The 19,643-nt window shown below is 67.3% G+C and carries 16 protein-coding genes and 1 pseudogene; 12 read left to right on the top strand and 5 right to left on the bottom strand.

Annotated elements, in window-relative coordinates; all coding sequences use genetic code 11:
• Window positions 1-6 precede the first annotated feature (6 nt).
• The 6 genes from NNZ72_RS11295 (at window position 7) to NNZ72_RS11270 (ending at window position 7,944) form a co-directional block, all read left to right on the top strand.
• On the top strand, window positions 7-1,047 hold the full coding sequence (locus tag NNZ72_RS11295; protein ID WP_257315416.1) for a TRAP transporter substrate-binding protein: 1,041 nt from the start codon (window positions 7-9) through the stop codon (window positions 1,045-1,047).
• Between the two features lie 78 nt (window positions 1,048-1,125).
• Window positions 1,126-2,490: a glutamine synthetase family protein gene (locus NNZ72_RS11290; RefSeq protein WP_257315527.1), complete on the top strand. Its 1,365-nt coding sequence runs from the start codon at window positions 1,126-1,128 to the stop codon at window positions 2,488-2,490.
• 203 nt (window positions 2,491-2,693) lie between these two features.
• A complete protein-coding gene (locus tag NNZ72_RS11285) occupies window positions 2,694-4,073 on the top strand; it encodes an aldehyde dehydrogenase family protein (RefSeq protein ID WP_257315415.1) in 1,380 nt (459 codons plus the stop codon).
• A gap of 5 nt (window positions 4,074-4,078) precedes the next feature.
• A complete protein-coding gene (locus NNZ72_RS11280; RefSeq protein WP_257315413.1) occupies window positions 4,079-5,224 on the top strand; it encodes an iron-containing alcohol dehydrogenase in 1,146 nt (381 codons plus the stop codon).
• Window positions 5,225-5,444: 220 nt separating this feature from the next.
• A complete protein-coding gene (locus tag NNZ72_RS11275) occupies window positions 5,445-6,161 on the top strand; it encodes an AAA family ATPase (protein WP_257315412.1) in 717 nt (238 codons plus the stop codon).
• A 259-nt stretch (window positions 6,162-6,420) separates the two neighbouring features.
• Window positions 6,421-7,944 (top strand): globin-coupled sensor protein, encoded by a 1,524-nt coding sequence (locus NNZ72_RS11270; RefSeq protein WP_257315411.1) that lies wholly within the window; start codon window positions 6,421-6,423, stop codon window positions 7,942-7,944.
• Between the two features lie 245 nt (window positions 7,945-8,189).
• Here NNZ72_RS11270 and NNZ72_RS11265 read toward each other — a convergent pair whose 3' ends face one another.
• On the bottom strand, window positions 8,190-9,548 hold the full coding sequence (locus NNZ72_RS11265) for a L,D-transpeptidase family protein (RefSeq protein ID WP_257315410.1): 1,359 nt from the start codon (window positions 9,546-9,548) through the stop codon (window positions 8,190-8,192).
• Between the two features lie 258 nt (window positions 9,549-9,806).
• Between NNZ72_RS11265 and NNZ72_RS11260 the strand changes: the two genes are divergently transcribed.
• The gene (locus NNZ72_RS11260; protein WP_257315409.1) at window positions 9,807-10,661 is read left to right on the top strand and encodes a DUF4432 family protein; all 855 of its coding nucleotides are present in this window, start codon (window positions 9,807-9,809) and stop codon (window positions 10,659-10,661) included.
• A gap of 59 nt (window positions 10,662-10,720) precedes the next feature.
• On the top strand, window positions 10,721-11,059 hold the full coding sequence (locus NNZ72_RS11255) for a protein tyrosine phosphatase family protein (protein ID WP_257315408.1): 339 nt from the start codon (window positions 10,721-10,723) through the stop codon (window positions 11,057-11,059).
• Window positions 11,060-11,225: 166 nt separating this feature from the next.
• Here NNZ72_RS11255 and NNZ72_RS11250 read toward each other — a convergent pair whose 3' ends face one another.
• The 4 genes from NNZ72_RS11250 to NNZ72_RS11235 all read right to left on the bottom strand — a co-directional run bounded on the left by NNZ72_RS11250 (window position 11,226) and on the right by NNZ72_RS11235 (window position 16,071).
• Complete coding sequence (locus NNZ72_RS11250; RefSeq protein WP_257315407.1) at window positions 11,226-12,875, bottom strand: thiamine pyrophosphate-binding protein; 1,650 nt, start codon at window positions 12,873-12,875, stop codon at window positions 11,226-11,228.
• The gene (gene caiB, locus NNZ72_RS11245; RefSeq protein WP_257315406.1) at window positions 12,872-14,068 is read right to left on the bottom strand and encodes a succinate--glutarate CoA-transferase; all 1,197 of its coding nucleotides are present in this window, start codon (window positions 14,066-14,068) and stop codon (window positions 12,872-12,874) included. Before caiB ends, NNZ72_RS11250 begins: the two co-directional genes overlap by 4 nt.
• Before the next feature lie 123 nt (window positions 14,069-14,191).
• The gene (locus NNZ72_RS11240; RefSeq protein ID WP_257315405.1) at window positions 14,192-15,136 is read right to left on the bottom strand and encodes a DMT family transporter; all 945 of its coding nucleotides are present in this window, start codon (window positions 15,134-15,136) and stop codon (window positions 14,192-14,194) included.
• Window positions 15,133-16,071: an alpha/beta fold hydrolase gene (locus NNZ72_RS11235; RefSeq protein ID WP_257315404.1), complete on the bottom strand. Its 939-nt coding sequence runs from the start codon at window positions 16,069-16,071 to the stop codon at window positions 15,133-15,135. The genes NNZ72_RS11240 and NNZ72_RS11235 overlap by 4 nt, the downstream gene beginning before the upstream one ends.
• Before the next feature lie 149 nt (window positions 16,072-16,220).
• Between NNZ72_RS11235 and NNZ72_RS11230 the strand changes: the two genes are divergently transcribed.
• From NNZ72_RS11230 to NNZ72_RS11215, 4 genes and pseudogenes are all read left to right on the top strand, one after another.
• Entirely contained in the window at window positions 16,221-16,961 is a 741-nt protein-coding gene (locus NNZ72_RS11230; protein WP_257315403.1) for a ribonuclease T2 family protein, read from the top strand.
• Window positions 16,962-17,042: 81 nt separating this feature from the next.
• Complete coding sequence (gene ettA, locus NNZ72_RS11225; protein ID WP_257315402.1) at window positions 17,043-18,692, top strand: energy-dependent translational throttle protein EttA; 1,650 nt, start codon at window positions 17,043-17,045, stop codon at window positions 18,690-18,692.
• 11 nt (window positions 18,693-18,703) lie between these two features.
• Window positions 18,704-19,324, top strand: a complete 621-nt coding sequence (locus NNZ72_RS11220) for a TRM11 family methyltransferase (RefSeq protein WP_257315401.1) — start codon at window positions 18,704-18,706, stop codon at window positions 19,322-19,324.
• 12 nt (window positions 19,325-19,336) lie between these two features.
• Window positions 19,337-19,643 (top strand): annotated as a pseudogene (locus tag NNZ72_RS11215) (hypothetical protein); the annotation flags it as partial.

Below are 19,643 nucleotides of genomic sequence, written 5' to 3'. Positions count from 1 at the left end.
AGAGACATGACCAACAGACGGCAATTCCTCACGGGGGCAGGGGCGGTGACGCTCGGCACGCTCGGCGCGCCGGCCATCGTGAAAGCCCAGACCGCCATCAAGTGGCGCTTCCAGACCTATGCGGGCGCGGCCCTCGGCGAGCACGTCACCAAGCCGATCGTCGACGCGATCAACGCGGCGGCCAAGGGCGAGCTGGAGATCGAGCTCTATTTCGCCGACCAGATCGTGCCGACCGGCGAGCTCTTCCGCGCGCTGCAGGCCGGCACCATCGACGCCGTGCATTCGGACGACGACTCCATGGCCTCGCCGGCGGAGGTCGCCACCTTCGGCGGCTATTTCCCGCTCGCCACCAAGCAGATCCTCGACGTGCCGGTGCTGTTCAAGCAATACGGGCTCGCCGACATCTGGCGCTCGGCCTATGAGAAGGTCGGCGGCGTCGTGTGGCTCTCCTCCTCCGGCCAGGACCCGTGCCACTTCAACACCAAGAAGGCGATCAACTCGCTCGCCGACCTCGACGGGTTGCGTCTCTACACCTTCCCGACGGCCGGCCGCTTCCTCACCCAGTTCGGCGTCGTGCCGGTGACGATCCCCTACGAGGACGCGCAGGTCGCCGTGCAGACCGGCGAGCTCGACGGCATGGCCTGGTCGGGCATCACCGAGGACTACACCGTCGGCTGGGCGGACGTGACCGACCACTTCCTCACCAACAACATCTCGGGCGCCTGGATCGGCTCCTTCTTCGTCAACGAGCAGAAGTGGGCGGAGCTGCCGGAGCACCTGAAGAAGCTGGTGATGACCGCCATCGAGGCCGGCAACAACTACCGCGACCAGTGGTACTGGGGCGGCGAGGCGAAGCTGCGCGCCGAGGGCACCAAGCTCAAGCTCACCAGCATCCCGGCGGCGGAGTGGAAGCCGGTCGAGGACGCCGCCAAGGTGTTCTGGAAGGAGATCGCCGAGCAGAGCGAGACGGCGGCCAAGATCGTCAAGATCTTCGAGGACTACAACGCCATCATCAGCAAGGCCGGACCGCCCTACGTCAACGGCTGACGCGACGAAACGGCGGACCGGGCAAACGCGCCCGGTCCGCCTGACACGACACTCCTCCAGGACCGCCCCCAAATGACCGTGACCTACAGCTTTGACGACCTGAAGAAGGATGTGGCCGAGGGCCGCATCGACACCGTGCTCGCATGCCTCGTCGACATGCAGGGGCGCCTGATGGGCAAGCGCTTCCATGCGCAGTATTTCATCGAGAGCGGCCACGAGGAGACGCACAGCTGCAACTACCTGCTGGCGACCGACATCGAGATGGAGACCGTGCCCGGCTACAAGTCGACGAGCTGGGAGGCGGGCTACGGCGACTACACGATGAAGCCGGACCTTGCGACGCTGCGCAGGCTTCCCTGGCTCGAAGGCACCGCGCTCGTGCTCTGCGACGTGCTCGACCACCACACGCATGCCGAGGTGCCGCATTCGCCGCGCGCCATCCTGAAGAAGCAGGTGAAGCGCCTGGAGGCGATGGGCCTCAAGGCCTACATGGCGAGCGAGCTCGAGTTCTTCCTGTTCGATCAGACCTATGACGACGCGCGCGAGAGCGGCTACCGGGACCTGAGGCCCGCCAGCGGCTACAATGAGGACTATCACATCTTCCAGACCACCAAGGAGGAGGACGTGATGCGGGCGCTGCGCAACGGCCTGCAGGGCGCCGGCATCCCGGTCGAGAACTCCAAGGGCGAGGCCTCCGCCGGCCAGGAGGAGATCAACGTGCGCTATGCCGACGCACTTGCCATGGCCGACCGGCACGTCATCATCAAGAACGCCACCAAGGAGATCGCCTGGCAGCGCGGCAAGGCCGTGACCTTCCTCGCCAAGTGGAACTACAATGCCGCCGGCTCCTCCTCGCACATCCACCAGTCGCTCTGGAGCCTCGACGGCAAGGAGCCGAAGTTCTTCGACAGGCAAGCCCAGTACGGCATGTCCGAGCTGATGCGCAACTACGTGGCGGGGCTCTTGTCGCATGCCGGCGAGATCACCTATTTCCTCGCGCCCTACATCAATTCCTACAAGCGCTTCGTCGCCGGCACCTTCGCGCCGACCAAGGCGATCTGGAGCAAGGACAACCGCACGGCCGGCTACCGCCTGTGCGGCGAGGGCTCCAAGGCGATCCGCATCGAATGCCGCGTCGGCGGCTCCGACCTCAACCCCTATCTCGCCATGGCGGCGCTGATCGCCGCCGGCATCGCCGGCATCGAGCAGAAGCTGGAGCTGGAGCCGCCCTTCGTCGGCGACGCCTATGGCGGCAAGAACATCCGCGAGATCCCGAAGACGCTGCGCGGCGCCGCGGCGGCGCTGAAGGACTCGCAGATGCTGCGCGAGGCCTTCGGCGACGACGTGGTCGACCACTATGTCCGCGCCGCCGAATGGGAGCAGGAGGAGTACGATCGCCGCATCACCGACTGGGAGGTGGCGCGCGGCTTCGAGAGGGCGTAGAAGCGTTCCGGAAATTGCCCCTCACCCTAACCCTCTCCCCGCAAGCGGGGAGAGGGGACCTGCCCTGCGAACGGGTACTGGTTGGGGAAAGCCGTGCGGCATATCCCTTCGCCCCGCTTGCGGGGAGAAGGTGCCGGCAGGCGGATGAGGGGCAGCCAGAGCGTCGTAACTGAAATTCCGATAGAACCAACAGGACGTCGATCATGACCGTGATCAAGTGCATATCCCCCGTGGACGGCTCGGTTTACGCCGAGCGTGAGGCGATGCCGCTCGAAGTGGCGCAGGCCATCGTGGCGCGCGCGAAGAAGGCGCAGAAGGCGTGGGCGAAGCGGCCGCTCGACGAGCGCGTGCAGCTCGTGCTGAAGGGCGTCGCCCGCCTCAACGAGATGGCCGACGAGGTCGTGCCGGAGATCGCCTGGCAGATGGGCCGGCCGGTGCGCTACGGCGGTGAGTTCAAGGGCTTCAACGAGCGCTCCAACTACGTCGCCGAGATCGCCGGCTCGTCGCTGGCGCCCATCGTCGTCGAGGCGAGCGACCGCTTCGAGCGCCGCATCGAGCGCGAGCCGCACGGCGTCGTCTTCGTCATCGCGCCGTGGAACTATCCCTACATGACGGCGATCAACACGGTGGCGCCGGCACTGATGGCCGGCAACACCGTCATCATCAAGCATGCCGCGCAGACGCTGCTCGTCGGCGAGCGCCTCGTGCGCGCCTTCAACGAGGCGGGCGTGCCGGAGGACGTGTTCCAGAACGTGTTCCTCGACCACGACACGACCTCGGCGCTGATCTCGGGCAACAGCTTCGACTTCATCAACTTCACCGGCTCCGTCGAGGGGGGACGCGCCATCGAGCGCGCCGCCGCCGGCACCTTCACGCCGGTCGGGCTGGAACTCGGCGGCAAGGACCCCGGCTACGTCATGGAGGACGCCGACCTCGACGCCGCCGTCGACACGCTGATGGACGGCGCCACCTACAATTCCGGCCAGTGCTGCTGCGGCATCGAGCGCATCTACGTCAACGAGAAGCTCTACGACACCTTCGTCGAGAAGTCGGTCGCCTGGGTCTCGAACTACAAGCTCGGCAACCCGCTCGATCCCGAAACGACGCTCGGGCCGATGGCGCACAAGCGCTTCGCCGCGACGGTGCGGTCGCAGATCGCCGATGCGGTCGCGAAGGGCGCGAAGGCGCTGGTCGATCCGAAACTGTTCCCGGCCGACGACGGCGGCGCCTATGTCGCCCCGCAGGTCCTCGTCGACGTCGATCATTCGATGGAGTTCATGACGGAAGAAACCTTCGGCCCGGCCGTCGGCATCATGAAGGTCAAGAGCGACGAAGAGGCGCTCGCGCTGATGAACGACTGCAAGTACGGCCTCACCGTCTCGCTGTGGACCAAGGACGCCGAGCGCGCCGCCCGCCTCGGCCGCGATCTGGAGACCGGCACGGTCTTCATGAACCGCGCCGACTATCTCGACCCGGCGCTGTGCTGGACCGGCGTCAAGGAAACGGGCCGCGGCGGCTCGCTCTCCGTCATCGGCTTCCACAACCTCACGCGTCCGAAGTCCTACCATCTCAGGAAAGCTTGAAGAGCATGACCATCACCGCCAACTGGAGCTACCCGACCGCCATCAAGTTCGGCGCCGGCCGCATCAAGGAACTCGCCGACCACTGCAAGGCCGTCGGCATGAGGAAGCCGCTGCTCGTCACCGACCGCGGCCTCTCGACGATGGCGATCACCCAAGGGGCGCTCGACATCCTCGACGCCGCCGGCCTCGGCCGGGCGATCTTCGCCGACGTCGACCCGAACCCGAACGACAGGAACCTCGACGCGGGCGTGAAGGCCTTCAAGGACGGCGGCCATGACGGCGTCGTCGCCTTCGGCGGCGGCTCCGGCCTCGACCTCGGCAAGGCCGTCGCCTTCATGGCCGGCCAGACGCGGCCGGTCTGGGACTTCGAGGACATCGGCGACTGGTGGACGCGCGCCAACTCCGACGGCATCGCCCCGATCGTCGCCGTGCCGACGACGGCCGGCACCGGCTCGGAGGTCGGCCGCGCCTCGGTCATCACCAATTCCGAAACGCATACGAAGAAGGTGATCTTCCATCCGAAGTTCCTGCCGTCCGTGACGATCTGCGACCCGGAGCTGACGGTCGGCATGCCGAAGGCGATCACCGCCGGCACCGGCATGGACGCCTTCGCCCATTGCCTGGAAGCCTATTCCTCGCCCTTCTACCACCCGATGAGCCAGGGCATCGCGCTCGAAGGCATGCGCCTCGTCAAGGAATTTTTGCCGCGCGCCTACAGGGACGGCACGGACATCGAGGCGCGGGCCCACATGATGTCGGCCGCGGCCATGGGCGCGGTCGCCTTCCAGAAGGGGCTCGGGGCGATCCACTCGCTGTCGCATCCGGTCGGCGCGATCTACAACACCCATCACGGCATGACCAACGCCGTGGTGATGCCGCCGGTCTTGACCTTCAACCGCCCGGCGATCGAGGCGCGGATCGCCGGTGCCGCCGCCTATCTCGGCATCGACGGCGGCTTCGACGGCTTCTTCGAATACGTGCTCAGGCTGCGCGAGGAGCTCGGCGTGCCGGACAAGCTTGCCGCGCTCGGCGTCGGCATCGACCGGATCGACGAGATGGCGGAAATGGCGATCGTCGACCCGACGGCCGGTGGCAACCCGGTGGAGCTGACGCTCGACGCGGCGAAGACGCTCTTCGTCGAATGCATCTGAATTCTCATCGTTAACAATTGGCAGAGGCCCGGAAACGCCCGTTCTCCGGGCCTTTTCCTTGAGAAAGCGCAAGTTTGCGGCCGCGCCTCGTTAATCTTCGCGAGGCGCGCATTTCCGTTTCGTTAACCATGTTTTGAAAGGTTTCATCAAGCGGGCGCCATTCCCAACCGGGCCGTCTGACGAGAGCGATGACCAGCTCGCAGCATTCACGAGGAAAGACATGCCAGTCATCACATTCGCCAATGCCAAGGGCGGCGCCGGCAAGACCACCGCGGCCCTGATCCTCGCCACGGAGCTCGCAAGCCAGGGCCACCGCGTCACCATCCTCGACGCCGACCCGCAGCGCTGGATCAGCCACTGGCACGAGATCTCCGGCCCGCAGAAGAACATCGCCGTCATCTCGGAGGTCGCGACGGCCTCCCTCCAGTGCCATATCCGCGAGAACCGCGGGACGACGGACTATTTCGTCATCGACCTCGCCGGCGCCCGCGACGCGCTCGTCGCCACGGCCATCGGGCTTTCGGACCACGTGATGATCCCCGTGCAGGGCTGTGCGATGGATGCGCGCGGTGCCGCGCAGATCCTCGAGCTTTTGAAGCAGCTCGACGAGAGGGCCGGCATCCGCATCGCCCATTCCGTCGTTCTCACCCGCGTGAGCTCGCTGGTGACGACCCGCGCCATGGCGGCCATCAAGGCGCTGCTTTCCGCGCGCGGCGTCACCGTGCTCGACACGCCGATCGGCGAGCGCACCGCCTTCCGCGACATCTTCGACTGCGGCGGCACGCTGCGCTCGATGGACCCGGCCAGGGTGAGCAACCTCGACAAGGCCTGCGAGAACGCACGCCTCTTCGCCGAGGAGGTGCTGCGCCTCCTGCCGCTGCGCAATCGCGAGAGAGCCGGGCGAGGCTTCTTCCAGACGATCCGCCGGGCCGCCTGACGCGCTTGGAATTGACGGAAAGCAGGAACGGCCGCGTCTTCGGACGCGGCCGTTTTTCGTGACGGAACGCAAGTTGGTAACGAACAATTTACCCTGGCTAACCTAATGATATCGCGTCAGAAAGCTTTCCGTGGAGGCCCCGCGCCTTCGGCAGGACCCATGAGGGGTTGCGGGGTGGCGTGGTGCTTGCGGTGCCACCCCCTCGAAGGACAGTGCCCGCTTTCCTCCCGTTCTCTCGAGCCGTCAGGAAACCGCCAGAATGAAGCACACCCCGCAGACCGCCAGCCAGAACCACGATATCGCGCGCCGTCTGGACTATCTCGGCCTGGACGAGGCCGCGCTGAAGCGGCTGCGCAGCCTGAAGCCCTTCATCGACAAGGAGCTCGGCCCGGCGCTCGACAAGTTCTACGCGATCGTGCGCAAGAGCCCGGAGGTCAACCATCTCTTCTCCAGCGACGCGCACATGGAGCGGGCGAAGAACGCGCAGCTCGGCCACTGGGCGAACATCGCTACGGGCGACTTCACCGGCGACTATGCGACGAAGGTGCAGACGATCGGTCACGTGCACGCGCGCATCGGCCTGGAGCCGCGCTGGTACATCGGCGGCTACGCGCTGATCGTCGAGCACCTGCTGACGGAGGCCGTCAAGGCGCTCTGGCCGAAGCAGGGGCTCTTCGCCCGCCAGGGGACGGGACCGGAGGAATTCGCCGCGACCTTCTCCAGCCTGCTCAAGGCGATGTTCCTCGATATGGACCTGTCGATCTCCGTCTACATGGACATGTCCGACCTCGCCAAGCAGCAGGCGGTGCAGGCTGAGGTCGTGGCCGAGGAGCGCCGGATCGTCGGCGATAGTTTTGGCGCGGCCTTGAAGCGTGTCGCCGACGGCGACCTCACGGCGCGCATCGAGGGCCCGCTGCCGTCCGCCTACGAGGCGCTGCGCGAGGACTTCAACCATGCCGTCTCCGCGCTGTCGCAGGCGATCGCCGGCATCGGCGCGGGCGCGGGCTCGATCCATCTGAGTGCCCAGGAGATCGCCGCGGCTTCGGACGACCTCGCCAAGCGCACCGAGCGGCAGGCCGCGAACCTGGAGGAGACGGCGGCCGCCGTCGAGGAGGTGACGACCACCGTGCGCCAGACGGCGCAGAGCGCCAACGAGGCCAACACGCTGGTGATGGCCGCGCGCGGCAATGCCGAGCGCAGCGGCGAGGTGGTCGAGCAGGCGATCACCGCCATGGGCGAGATCCAGCAGTCCTCCGCGGCCATCGCCAATATCATAGAAGTGATCGACGAGATCGCCTTCCAGACGAACCTGCTCGCGCTCAACGCCGGCATCGAGGCGGCGCGCGCCGGCGAGGCGGGCCGCGGCTTCGCCGTCGTCGCCTCCGAGGTCAGGGCGCTGGCGCAGCGCTGCGCCGACGCGGCGAAGGACATCCAGAACCTCATCGCCAAGTCGCACGGCCAGGTCGAGGGCGGCGTGCGCTCGGTCAACGAGGTCGCCCAGTCGCTGCGCCAGATCGTCGCCCAGGTCGTGGAGGTGAGCTCGGTCTTCACGGCGATCCGCGCCTCGACCGCCGAGCAGGCGACCGGGCTGCAGGCCGTCAACCAGGCGATCAACGCCATGGACCAGATCACCCAGCAGAACGCCGCGATGGTCGAGGAGGCGAATGCCGCAAGCCAGGCGCTCACCCAGGAGGCCGCCTCCATCGCCGATCAGCTCCGCGCCTTCCGCACCGGCGGCACGGCGCAAGCGGCGCGCGGCTCGGGGTATGTCAGGGCGGCTTGAGGCAGGGAGCTGTCGCCGATGAAACGCGGCGTTGCGATTTTCTCCTTCTCCCCGGCGGGGAGAAGGTGGCCCGAAGGGTCGGGTGAGGGGGTGGGGCGCGCCGTTGCAGGCATGAATTCGCCTGCGGCGTCCCCCTCATCCCGCTGCCGCGACCTCTCCCCGCCGGGGAGAAGGAGTAAACGGCACGCTCCTCGTTCCCAATGCGATGGCCTTCGGGCCGGAGAGGGTAAGTCCTCCCGGACTCCCTAGTCCACGAACTCCACCGTCACCCCCGGGCTCGTCATCTTGGCAAGCTCCGTCGCGTCCCAGTTAGTGAGGCGGATGCAGCCGTGGCTCTGGGTCTTGCCGATCTTGGAGGGCTCCGGCGTGCCGTGGATGCCGTAGGTGGGCTTGGAGAGGGCGATCCAGACGGTGCCGACCGGGCCGTTCGGACCGGGCTGGAGCGTCAGCACCTTGTCGTTGTTGCCCTGCTTGAAGTTGATCTTCGGATTGTAGGTGTAGCCCGGATTGAGCGCGACGCGCTCGACCGTCACGAGGCCGGAGGGCGAGGGCGTGTCGGCGGAGCCGATGCTCGCCGGATAGGCGGCGATCAGGTTGCCGGCCTCGTCATAGGCGAGCACCTGCTTGCGGCCCTTGTCGGCGAGGATCTTCGCCACCTTGCCGGTCTTGGCCGCACCGATGTCGACGACCTTGACGATCGTGCCGGGGATGGTGAAGTCGACGCCCGGGTTGATCTCGCGGAGATAGGCCTCGTCCATGTGGAACTTCTCCGCCAGCATCTCCACGGTGGAGGTATAGGAGAGGTGCGGCAGCGCGGCCTTCTCGGCATAGTCGTCGGGGATGGCGGCCACGTAGGGGCCGGCGGCGTCGGCGGCGGTGATCTCGTAGGTGGTGAAGGCCATGCCGCCCGAAAGCCGCAGCCGCTCGAGGATGTCGTCGGTGTCGTTCGGATCGAGCGTCTCGCCGGTCGCCTTCTGCCAGGCCTCGATGGCCTTCACGACGTTGGAACCCTTCTTGCCGTCGATCACGCCCGGCGAGAAGCCCTCGCGGTCCAGAAACACCTGCAGCGCCGTGATCTCGGCCGAGGTCTTCTTGCCGATGGCGATCGCCGCGTCGAACGTCGGGCCGGGCACGAACTCGCTGTCGGCCGCCGTGCCGCCGTCGGCGGGAAGTGCCGCCATGTCGTCGCCGGTCGAATAGTCGGGCAGCGGCTGGCGCTCGATCCCGCCGGGCAGCGCCTCGCGCAGCTCCGGCACGGAGCCGGTCGTCAGCTCGTCGCCGTAGCCGTAGCCGTCGTCCGGTGCCGGCGGGAAATAGCCGGCGTCGCCGTCCGGATAGCCGGTGACGGGGCGGTAGCGGTCGCGGCGCGGGTTGTAGCGCTCGGAGCGGGCATAACGGCGGTCGGCGGGCTCGGCGATCGCGATGACGTCGCCCCAGGCGTCGACATAGACGGTGCGGCCGCGGCTGTCGCGCATCACGCGGGCGTCGTCGGGGATGTAGTCGAGCACGTAGCCTTCGGGCGAGACGAGGATCGTGTCGCGGCGGCCGTAACGCTGCTGGGCGTCGGCGGGCAGCGCCGCAAGGCTTGCCGCCGTTGCCGCCATGAGCAGCGAAATGCTTGTTCTGACTATGGAATTCACGATACCCGACCCGTCATATTGCATATTGCGCGCGGACGAAACACCGCAAATCCGACCTTAATATGGAAAAGCTGAATCGATGGTGAACGATCGGTCAACGCGGCATGCGAAAAGCTGCCGCCGGCCTCCGGCAAAAATGTGGGCGGAGCGTCGCTGCCCCATGGCATTGCCGTTGCCGCCGCTCTAGCATGGCGCCCGCAAATCGCCCCGCGGAGCCCCGGAATGACCCTCGCCCTGACCGCCGACACGCCCGAACAGTCCTTTCGCCTCGAACTGACGCCGCAGTCCGTCCTCGACATCGGCAGCGCCGTCTTCCACGGCGTCGAGCTGGCGCCGGGCACGGCGATCCCGTCCGACGGCGATCCGCGCATCGACCGGGCGCTGCCGGGCTTCCTCTTCTCCTGCGGGCCGGACCATATCCGCCATCCCGAGACGGTGGAGGGCGCGGCGGACGGGCGCCGCTATCCGCTGCACGGCTCGCTCTCCTCGCATGAGGCGCGCGACGTCGTCACCGAGGAGGATGCGCGCGCGGCGATCTGCGAGGGGCGCGTTCCCGTCGCGCTCGCGAACGGCGGCAGGGCGGAACTCTTCCGCCGCTGGCGCGCCGACCGCACGACCGGCCACATCGCCCTCGACGACCGGGTGACGAACACGGGCGAGGGCGCCTGGCCGGCCTTCGCCATGTATCACATGAACATCGGCACGGGGCTCTTCGACGGGGACACGCGGCTTTCGGGCGCGATGCTGCCCGGCGGCAGCCTGCCCTGGCGCTTCGACGAGGGCGACGTGCGGATCTTCTGCGTGCCGGCGGCGGAGACCGCGGAGCACGGCTGGGCGGAGGTGGCAATCGGGCCGATCGCGGCGCTCGGCGGGCGCAGCCTCTCCGTGCGCTTCCGGGTGGACACGCTGCCCTTCCTCCAGGTCTGGCGCAACCAGTCGCCGGGCTGCGCCGTCATGGGCATCGAGCCGGTGAGCCACCGGCTCGCCCCGCGCGCGGAACTGATCGCCGCCGGCGAGGCGCCGGCGCTTTCGCCCGGCGCCAGCGTCGGCTACGGGCTTTCCTTCGAGGTCCGCTGATTGACGCTCGCCCCGCGCGGGCTTAAACGGTTTGCGCACCAATTCGGAAAGGATCATCCATGGACATCCGCGCGATCAACGACGAATATTCCGTCGCCGGCCAGATTTCCGTCGAGGACCTCGACGCCATCGCCGCCATGGGGTTCAAGTCGATCGTCTGCCACCGGCCCGACCACGAGCAGCCCGGCCAGCCGGAATTCTCCGAGATCGCCGCGCGCGCGAAGGCGCTCGGCATCGAGGTCGCCCACGTTCCCGTCGGCGCGATGGGCGTGACGGCGGAGGCCGTGCGCGGCATGGTCGACGCGCTCGACGAACTGCCGCGCCCGATGCTCGGCTACTGCCGCTCCGGCGCGCGCTCGACGAAGATTTACGAGCAGACGCGGCATATCAGGGGGTAGGGGCGGAGCTGCCCCTCATCCGCCTGCCGGCACCTTCTCCCCGCAAACGGGGAGAAGGAAGACGTGGCGATGGTTTCCTGAAATCCGGAAAACGGGCCGGCATATCCCTCTCCCCGCTTGCGGGGAGAAGGTGGCGGCAGCGGGATGAGGGGCAAGGCCCGCCCGCCTACTTCCCTTCCCGGATGTCCGACAGCGTGCGCGTCGGCGTGATCGCCTCGGGGTCGAGCCTGATCTCGATGATCGCCGGCTTGCCGCTCTCCCTTGCCCGCAGGAAGGCGGGGGCGAAGTCCTCGGTCTTCTCCACCGTCTCGCCGTGGCCGCCATAGGCGACGGCAAGGGCCGCGAAATCCGGATTGGTGAGGTCGGTCGCGCTGACGCGGCCCGGATATTCCCGCTCCTGGTGCATGCGGATCGTGCCGTAGATGCCGTTGTTGACGACGACGGTGATGATCGGCAGCTTGTAGCGCACCGCCGTCGCGAATTCCTGGCCGTGCATCATGAAGCAGCCGTCGCCGGCAAAGCAGATCACCTCTCGCTCCGGGAAGAGCTGCTTGGCGGCGACCGCCGCCGGCAGGCCGTAGCCCATTGAGCCGGAGGTGGGCGCTGCCTGCGTGGCGAAGCGGCGGAAACGGTGGAAGCGGTGCACCCAGGTCGCGTAGTTGCCGGCGCCGTTGGTGAAGATCGTATCCCCGGCCGTGTTTTCCTCCAGCCATTCCATGATCGGGCCCATCTGCACGCCGCCCGGGCCGGTCGCGGGCGGGACGGACCATTTCAGGTAGGATGCATGCATCGCCGCCGTGCGCGCCGCCCAGCCAGGGGCGGCCTTTGGCGCGACGCCGTCCAGCGCCTCCACGAACTCCGCGGGTGCCGCGGCGATCGCCAGCGTCGGCCGGTAGACGCGGCCGAGCTCGGAGGGATCGGGATGGACGTGGACGAGGGTCTGCGCGGGGTAGGGGCTTTCGAGCAGGCTGTAGGTGGCGGACGGCATTTCCGAATAGCGCCCGCCGACGAGCAGCACGAGGTCGGATTCGCGGATCTCCCTGCCCAGCGCCGGGTTGATGCCGATGCCGGAATCGCCCGCATAGTTCGGGTGCAGGTGGTCGAACAGCATCTGCCGGCGGAAGGAGCAGGCGACGGGCAGCGACCAGCGTTCGGCAAACGCGGTGAAGCCCGCCACGCTCTCCTCCGTCCAGCGCGTGCCGCCGAGGATGACGATAGGGCGGTCCGCCTTCTCCAGCAGCGTTTCGAGCGCCGCGATCTGGCTTGCGCCGGGATGCGCCTCGACCGGCATGTAGGGCAGCGGCACGGGCGCCTCGACCGTATCCGTCAGCATGTCCTCCGGCAGCGCCAGCACGACCGGGCCGGGCCGGCCGGAGGTGGCCACCGCGAAGGCGCGGGTCACGAATTCCGGGATGCGGCGGGCGTCGTCGATCTCGGCCACCCATTTGGCGACCTCGGTGAAGGCGCGGCGGTATTCGATCTCCTGGAAGGCCTCGCGCTCGCGCGCGTCGCGCTGCACCTGGCCGATGAAGAGGATCATCGGGATCGAATCCTGCCGCGCGATGTGCAGGCCGGCCGACGCATTGGTGGCGCCGGGGCCGCGCGTCACCATGCAGATGCCGGGCTCGCCGGTGAGCCTTCCCCAGCAATCCGCCATCATCGCCGCACCGCCTTCCTGGCGGCAGACGAGGACGTCGATATCGGTGTCGTGCAGCGCGTCGAGCACGGCGAGGTAGCTTTCGCCCGGCACGCAGGCGATGCGCTTCACGCCGTTGGCGACGAGGGCGTCGACGATGAGCTGGCCGCCGGTCTTCATGCGGTTTTCTTTCCTGTTTCGAGGGTTTCGAGTTCCGAGAGCACCGCCTGCGTGTGCTCGCCGAGCCGCGGGCTCGGCCGGTCGTAGGCAAGCGGCGTGCCGGAGAAGACGATCGGCGTGCGCACGCCGGGGATCAGGTTGCCGTCGGCGTCGGGCAGGTCGATGCGCAGCCCCCGTGCCTTCACCTGCGGGTCGGCGAAGGTCTCGGCGATGGAGTTGATGGGACCGGCCGGCACGCCCTCGCGCTCGCAGGCGGCAAGCAGGTCGGCCTTGGCCCAGCCCGCCGTCTTCTCCGTCACGAGCCGGCGCAGCTCGATGCGGTTGGCGACGCGGGCGCGGTTGGTCGAGAAGCGCTCGTCCTCGCCGGTGCCGGCAAGGCCGAGAATGGCGCAGAACTTGCGGAACTGGCCGTCGTTGCCGACGGCGAGGATGACGTGGCCGTCGGCCGCCGGCACCACCTCGTAGGGCGAGATGTTGGGATGCGCGTTGCCGAGCCTGACGGGGGCGACGCCGGAGGCGAGGAAGTTCATGTTCTGGTTCGCCATCACCGCCGACTGCACGTCGAGCAGCGCCATGTCGACATGCTGGCCGCGGCCGGTCTTCATGACGTGGATGAGGGCCGCCTGGATCGCCGCCACGGCATAGATGCCGGTGAAGATGTCGGCGATGGCCACGCCCGCCTTCATCGGCTCGCCGTCCGGCGCGCCCGTCACCGACATGAAGCCGGACATGCCCTGGACGATGTAGTCGTAGCCGGCGCGCGCCGCATAGGGCCCGTCCTGGCCGAAGCCGGTGATCGAGCAGTAGACGAGGCGCGGATGGTCCTTCGCGAGGCTCGCGTAGTCGAGGCCGTACTTGACGAGGCCGCCGACCTTGAAGTTCTCGATCACCACGTCGGCCGTGGCGATCAGCCGGCGCACGGTCTCGCGGCCTTCCTCCGTCTTGAGGTCGACGGCGATCGAGCGCTTGCCGCGGTTGGTGGCGTGGTAGTAGGCGGCCGAGAGGTTCCCGCCGTCCCTGCCGGTGACGAAGGGCGGGCCCCAGGCGCGGGTGTCGTCGCCGCCGTCGGGGTTCTCGACCTTGATGACGTCGGCGCCCATGTCGGCGAGCATCTGGCCCGCCCAGGGACCGGCGAGAACCCGCGCCAGCTCGACGACCCTGATGCCGGAAAGCGGCAGGTCCTTCTTTTCCATCGCGCTTGCCTCCCCGAGGGATGTCTTCGCCGTCTGGATAACAAAAAGCCCGGGATGGCGATAGCCGAAGGCACGGCCGAGATCATGACGCCTTCGACTGAGGTTATGCGCGTGCGGGAGAACTCAGACGGGCGGGGTCACGGTCGGGATCGTCGCCACCTTGTTGATCTTGCGCTCGCGCCAGATGACGTAGAGGCCGGAGGCGATGATGATGGCGATGCCGAGCCACTTCAGCCCGTTCGGGAAATGGCCGAAGACCCACCAGCCGAAGGCCGTGGCCGAGACGATTTCCAGATATTGCAGCGGCGCCAGCGTCGAGGCGGGGGCGGCGCGATAGGCATAGACGCCGAGCACGCCGGAAACCGTCGCCGCCGCGCCGGCGCCGGCGAGGTAGAGTCCGTTCTTGAGGTCGGGCAGGACGGGCTGGAGCATGGCGATGCCGCTGCCGTGGCCGAAGGCGAGCAGGAGCCCGGTGATCAGCGCGCCCCAGAGGCCGGCATGGACCTGCATCGACCAGGGATCCTCCGTGCGCGCCACCTGCCGCGTGATCAGGAAGAAGACGGCGAGCGTGAAGGCGGAGACCACCGGCAGGAGCGCGATCGGCCCCACCTCGTTCAGGCTCGGCTGGATGACGAGCAGTGCGCCGAAGAAGCCGACGCCGCAGGCCGTGTAGCGCCGCCAGCCGATCGTCTCCTTCAGCACGACCGAGCCGAGGATCGTCAGGATGATCGGCTCGACGAAGAAGATGGCGATGGCGTCGGCGACCTCCATGACGGCGAGCGGGGTGACGAAGGCGATCATGGTGACGGCGACGAGCAGGCCGCGGGCGGCGTGAAGCCCGGTCTTGCGCCAGGTGAGGTCGAACAGCGTGCCGCGCATCAGCACGATGGGCGTGAGCGCCAGCGCCTGGAAGAGGAGGCGGAAGAAGGTGATCTCGACGGCGGGAACCGAGGTTACCGCGAGCTTGGAGAAGATGTCGATGATCGGCGAGACGAGGACCGACAGCACGCCGAGCAGGAGGCCGTGGGCGATCTGGTCGTGGGGGGATGCGCTTGCCGCCCTGGTCATGTCCGCTCCGTGACGCGCCGGCACCAGCCGGCGAAGGCATCGATCGCCGGTGCGCCGAGGGAGGGGATCTCCTTCAGCGTCTCGTGGCGCATGCCGCGATAGACGATTGCCGTGACGTCCTCAAGCCCGGATTTTCGCAGCCGTTCGGCGAAGCGGCGGATCGCCCGGCCGCCGTCCGTCGCCGGATCCTCCGCGCCGCCGACGAGATGGACCGGCAGGCGCTTCGGCAGCCGCGCGAGACCTTCGGCCGACGCGCCGGAAAAGGTGGCGGCGAAGAGGTCGATCCACAGCGACACGGTCGGCGCGATGCCGCAGAGCGGGTCGGCGACATAGGCGTCGACCTCCGCCGCATCGTGCGAGAGCCAGTCGAAGCCGGTGCGGGCGTCGCCGACCGCCCTGGCCCAGGCCTCGAAGGTGAGGCGGGCGAGAAGGCCGCTCGGCACGTCGGAACCCTTCAGCATGCGCTCGACGGCGAGGATCGCCTGCGCCGCGCGGCCGGCAAGGCCGGGCACGTGGTTGCCGTTCCACAGCGCCAGCGCGTCGATCGCGGCCGGATGCGCCTCGGCGAAGGCGAGCGCCATCAGCGCGCCCATGGAATGGCCGAACAGCACGACCGGCAGGCCCGGGTGGCGGCCCGCGGCGCGATCTCGCACCGCGCGAAGATCCTCCACCACGCGGGCGACGCCATCGCGGCGGGCGAAGCGGCCGGGCGGGGCGTCCGGCGCCTGCGTGCGGCCGTGGCCGCGGTGGTCGTGGGCGTAGACGTGGAAACCCTCGGCCGCCATGCGCGCCGCGAACGCCGCGTAGCGGCCGCCATGCTCGGCGAGACCGTGGCTGATCAGCAGCACGCCGCGCGCGACGCCCGTCGCCGGCTGCCCGCGCAGCGCGAGCCGCGCGCCGCTCGGGCTCTCGACCGTCCGCCAATCCGAAAACATGCCGTCCCTCCGTGCCGCGCTCCATCAAAGCGATTTGCCGGCGAAAGGCAATCCGCCGCCGGTGTGAGAAGATTCTTTTGATTCAGGGTTGCAATTTTCCGATTTTCGGTTGTAAATGATCACGTTTTGTTCTTTCGCGGAGGCTCGCCATGATGTCGAATGCCGCATTGACCGTTCTTGCCGCCTGCCTGTCCCTCCTTCTCCCCGCCCTGCCCGCCGCGGCCCAGGCCGCCAGGGCGGACGCCCCCGCCGCGACGCGCACGGTCCTCTCCGTGAGCTGGCAGGCCGGCTATTGCGCCGCGCGGCCGAAGAGCCGCGGCTGCGCGGATTTTTCCGCCGCCGCATCCGAGGCGCGGCAATTCTCGCTGCATTCGCTCTGGCAGCCGCGCCGCAGCTATTGCGGCGTGGAGGCGTCGCTCAAGCAGCAGGCGCGCAAGGGCAAGTGGATCGACCTGCCGGAACTGGCGCTCGCCGACGGCACGAAAGCGCGGCTCGCCGCGGCGATGCCGGCCGTGCGCGTCGGGCTCGACCGCCAGCAATGGCTGCGCAGCGGCAGCTGCGTCGCCGCCTCGCCGGAGGCCTATTACGGCCGCTCGCTCGACCTGCTCGACGAGCTCAACGCCTCGGCGGTGCCGGCGCTCCTTGCCGGCAAGGCGGGCGGCGAGGTGACGCTTTCCGAGGTGCGCGCCGCCTTCGACGCGGCCTTCGGCAACGGGACGGGCGAGCGGGTGCGGCTTTCCTGCCGCAAGGCGGGCGAGCGTCAGATGGTCGTCGGCCTCACCATCGGGCTGGGGCCGGGCGAGGGCGGGCTTGCGGCGCTCGCCGCGGCCTCCCCGCCGACGCGCTCGCGCTGCACGGCCGGTTTCACGGCGGCCGCGCAGGGCGGATAGCGGGCGGCGGCTTCGCGCATTGCCGCGTGCGGAGATTTCGCCTACATAGCGCGCAAATCCTTATCCTGCGGAGCATGCTTCATGGCGCGTCAGTTCATCTATCACATGTCGGGACTCAACAAGGCCTACGGCAACAAGAAGATCCTCGAGAACATCCACCTGTCCTTCTATCCCGACGCGAAGATCGGCATCCTCGGTCCGAACGGCGCGGGCAAGTCGACGGTGCTGCGCATCATGGCGGGGCTCGACAAGGAGTTCACCGGCGAGGCCTGGCTCGCCGAGGGCGCGACGCTCGGCTACCTGCCGCAGGAGCCGCAGCTCGACGGGTCCAAGACCGTGCTGGAAAACGTCATGGAGGGCGTGGCCGACAAGAAGGCGATCCTCGACCGCTACAACGAGCTGATGATGAACTATTCCGACGAGACGGCGGAGGAGGGGGCGAAGCTCCAGGACGTCATCGACAGCCAGAACCTCTGGGACCTCGACAGCCAGGTCGAGATGGCGATGGACGCGCTGCGCTGCCCGCCGGGCGACGCCGACGTGACGACGCTGTCGGGCGGCGAGAAGCGCCGCGTCGCGCTCTGCAAGCTGCTGCTGTCGCAGCCCGACCTGCTTCTCCTCGACGAGCCGACCAACCATCTCGACGCCGAGACGATCGCCTGGCTCGAAAAGCACCTGCGCGAATATCCGGGCGCCGTGCTGATGATCACCCACGACCGCTACTTCCTCGACAACGTCACGGGCTGGATCCTCGAGCTAGACCGCGGCCGCGGCATCCCCTACGAGGGCAACTACTCCGCCTATCTGCAGGCCAAGTCCAAGCGCATGATGCAGGAAGGCCGCGAGGAGGCCACGCGCCAGAAGGCGCTCGCCCGCGAGCAGGAGTGGATCGCCTCCAGCCCCAAGGCGCGCCAGGCGAAGTCGAAGGCGCGCATCCGCGCCTATGACGAGCTGGTGCAGGCGGCGGCCGAGCGGCGGCCCGGCGACGCGCAGATCGTCATCCCGGTCGGCGAGCGGCTCGGCAACGTCGTCATCGAGGCGGAGAACCTCACCAAGGCCTATGGCGACCGCGTGCTGATCGAGAACCTCTCGTTCAAGCTGCCGCCCGGCGGCATCGTCGGCGTCATCGGCCCGAACGGCGCCGGCAAGACGACGCTGTTCCGCATGATCACCGGCCAGGAGACGCCCGATTCGGGCACGATCACCGTCGGCGAGACGGTCGACCTCGGCTATGTCGACCAGAGCCGCGACGCGCTCGACGGCAACAAGACCGTCTGGGAGGAGATCTCCGGCGGCAACGACGTCATCAAGCTCGGCAAGCACGAGATGAACAGCCGCGCCTATTGCGGCGCCTTCAACTTCAAGGGCGGCGACCAGCAGCAGAAGGTCGGCACGCTCTCGGGCGGCCAGCGCAACCGCGTGCATCTCGCCAAGATGCTGAAGGCCGGCGGCAACGTCATCCTGCTCGACGAGCCGACCAACGACCTCGACACCGAGACGCTGGCCGCGCTCGAGGACGCGCTGGAGAATTTCGCCGGCTGCGCCGTCATCATCAGCCACGACCGCATGTTCCTCGACCGGCTCGCCACCCACATCCTCTCCTTCGAGGGCGACAGCCACGTCGAATGGTTCGAGGGCAACTTCGAGGACTACGAGAAGGACAAGATCCGCCGCCTCGGCCCGGACGCCGTCAACCCCAAGCGCGTCACCTACAAGCGCCTGACGCGATAATTGGTGCGAAATTGGATATTAACGACAAGAGGCGCAAGCAAGCCCACCTTTGGGCACGGGATACTCTTGATTGGTATGTCGAACCCCATGAGTGCTCTCGGGCGCTGTTTCGCGTTGAGGAGTTTCAAGGAACTATTTGGGACCCTGCGTGCGGATTCGGACGGATTGTCCAGCAGGCGAGGTCTTTAGATAAAATCGCCATAGGCTCAGACATTGTTAAAAGGGGCGATATATGCGACTTTACCGCTGATTTTTTTTCTATGGAGAGCTTTCCAGATTTTGAAAACATTATTACGAATCCACCCTTTGGGCGTGCTGAGGAATTTGTTCGCCGTGCTTTAGAGATAATACCGCCGCATGGAAAAGTTGCAGCGATTCTTCCTATTGTCTGGCTCGCCGGCTTTTCCACAAAGAGACATTGGTTGCCGAAATCTCCACTTTGTAAGGTTTACCCAATCTCTCCGCGCCCTTCGATGCCTCCTGGGCTAGTGATCGAAGCAGGTATTAAGCCAGGTAACGGAACTAAAGACTATTGCTGGTTAGTTTGGAAGCGTGACTATATAGGTAAGGCGGAGGTTATTTTTTTAAATACAAAGCATGCAAGAGAAGAAGTTGACTTTTTGGGTTTCTAATAGGGGTGGTAGATGAGGGCGTCGAGAAGCGGTAGAATTTTAAATAATAGTGATGCTGCTTTAGTTAAGGGCATGATTGCTCGTGGCGATCGGCAGCACGACATCGCGGCGTATTTTGGCGTAAATGGTGGTAGAATAGGCGAAGCTTCTACGGGGGAGAATTTTTCCGGTGTGGCCGCTGCTACGACTAATTTACCTCCGCCTAGCCCTTATCTTGTTGTTCCTGCAGATATGCGAGTGAGAGCAGAGAGAATTTTAGGTCCTGTTGACAAAGTATGGCAGCCATATCTTTGCGGCTGCCAGGGCGAGGAATGCCGAG

Source organism: Shinella pollutisoli (assembly GCF_024609765.1).
Lineage (GTDB): Bacteria > Pseudomonadota > Alphaproteobacteria > Rhizobiales > Rhizobiaceae > Shinella > Shinella pollutisoli.
This window is presented reverse-complemented; position numbering and strand designations above follow the sequence as displayed.

Bases quoted from the DNA above. Each gene is read 5' to 3' on its own strand.
- NNZ72_RS11255 (WP_257315408.1), top strand. From the start codon at position 10,721: ATGGACATCCGCGCGATCAACGACGAATATTCCGTCGCCGGCCAGATT.
- NNZ72_RS11270 (WP_257315411.1), top strand. From the start codon at position 6,421: ATGAAGCACACCCCGCAGACCGCCAGCCAGAACCACGATATCGCGCGC.
- NNZ72_RS11250 (WP_257315407.1), bottom strand. From the start codon at position 12,875: ATGAAGACCGGCGGCCAGCTCATCGTCGACGCCCTCGTCGCCAACGGC.
- NNZ72_RS11285 (WP_257315415.1), top strand. From the start codon at position 2,694: ATGACCGTGATCAAGTGCATATCCCCCGTGGACGGCTCGGTTTACGCC.
- NNZ72_RS11230 (WP_257315403.1), top strand. From the start codon at position 16,221: ATGATGTCGAATGCCGCATTGACCGTTCTTGCCGCCTGCCTGTCCCTC.
- NNZ72_RS11235 (WP_257315404.1), bottom strand. From the start codon at position 16,071: ATGTTTTCGGATTGGCGGACGGTCGAGAGCCCGAGCGGCGCGCGGCTC.
- caiB (WP_257315406.1), bottom strand. From the start codon at position 14,068: ATGGAAAAGAAGGACCTGCCGCTTTCCGGCATCAGGGTCGTCGAGCTG.
- NNZ72_RS11295 (WP_257315416.1), top strand. From the start codon at position 7: ATGACCAACAGACGGCAATTCCTCACGGGGGCAGGGGCGGTGACGCTC.
- ettA (WP_257315402.1), top strand. From the start codon at position 17,043: ATGGCGCGTCAGTTCATCTATCACATGTCGGGACTCAACAAGGCCTAC.
- NNZ72_RS11240 (WP_257315405.1), bottom strand. From the start codon at position 15,136: ATGACCAGGGCGGCAAGCGCATCCCCCCACGACCAGATCGCCCACGGC.
- NNZ72_RS11265 (WP_257315410.1), bottom strand. From the start codon at position 9,548: ATGGCGGCAACGGCGGCAAGCCTTGCGGCGCTGCCCGCCGACGCCCAG.
- NNZ72_RS11275 (WP_257315412.1), top strand. From the start codon at position 5,445: ATGCCAGTCATCACATTCGCCAATGCCAAGGGCGGCGCCGGCAAGACC.
- NNZ72_RS11260 (WP_257315409.1), top strand. From the start codon at position 9,807: ATGACCCTCGCCCTGACCGCCGACACGCCCGAACAGTCCTTTCGCCTC.
- NNZ72_RS11280 (WP_257315413.1), top strand. From the start codon at position 4,079: ATGACCATCACCGCCAACTGGAGCTACCCGACCGCCATCAAGTTCGGC.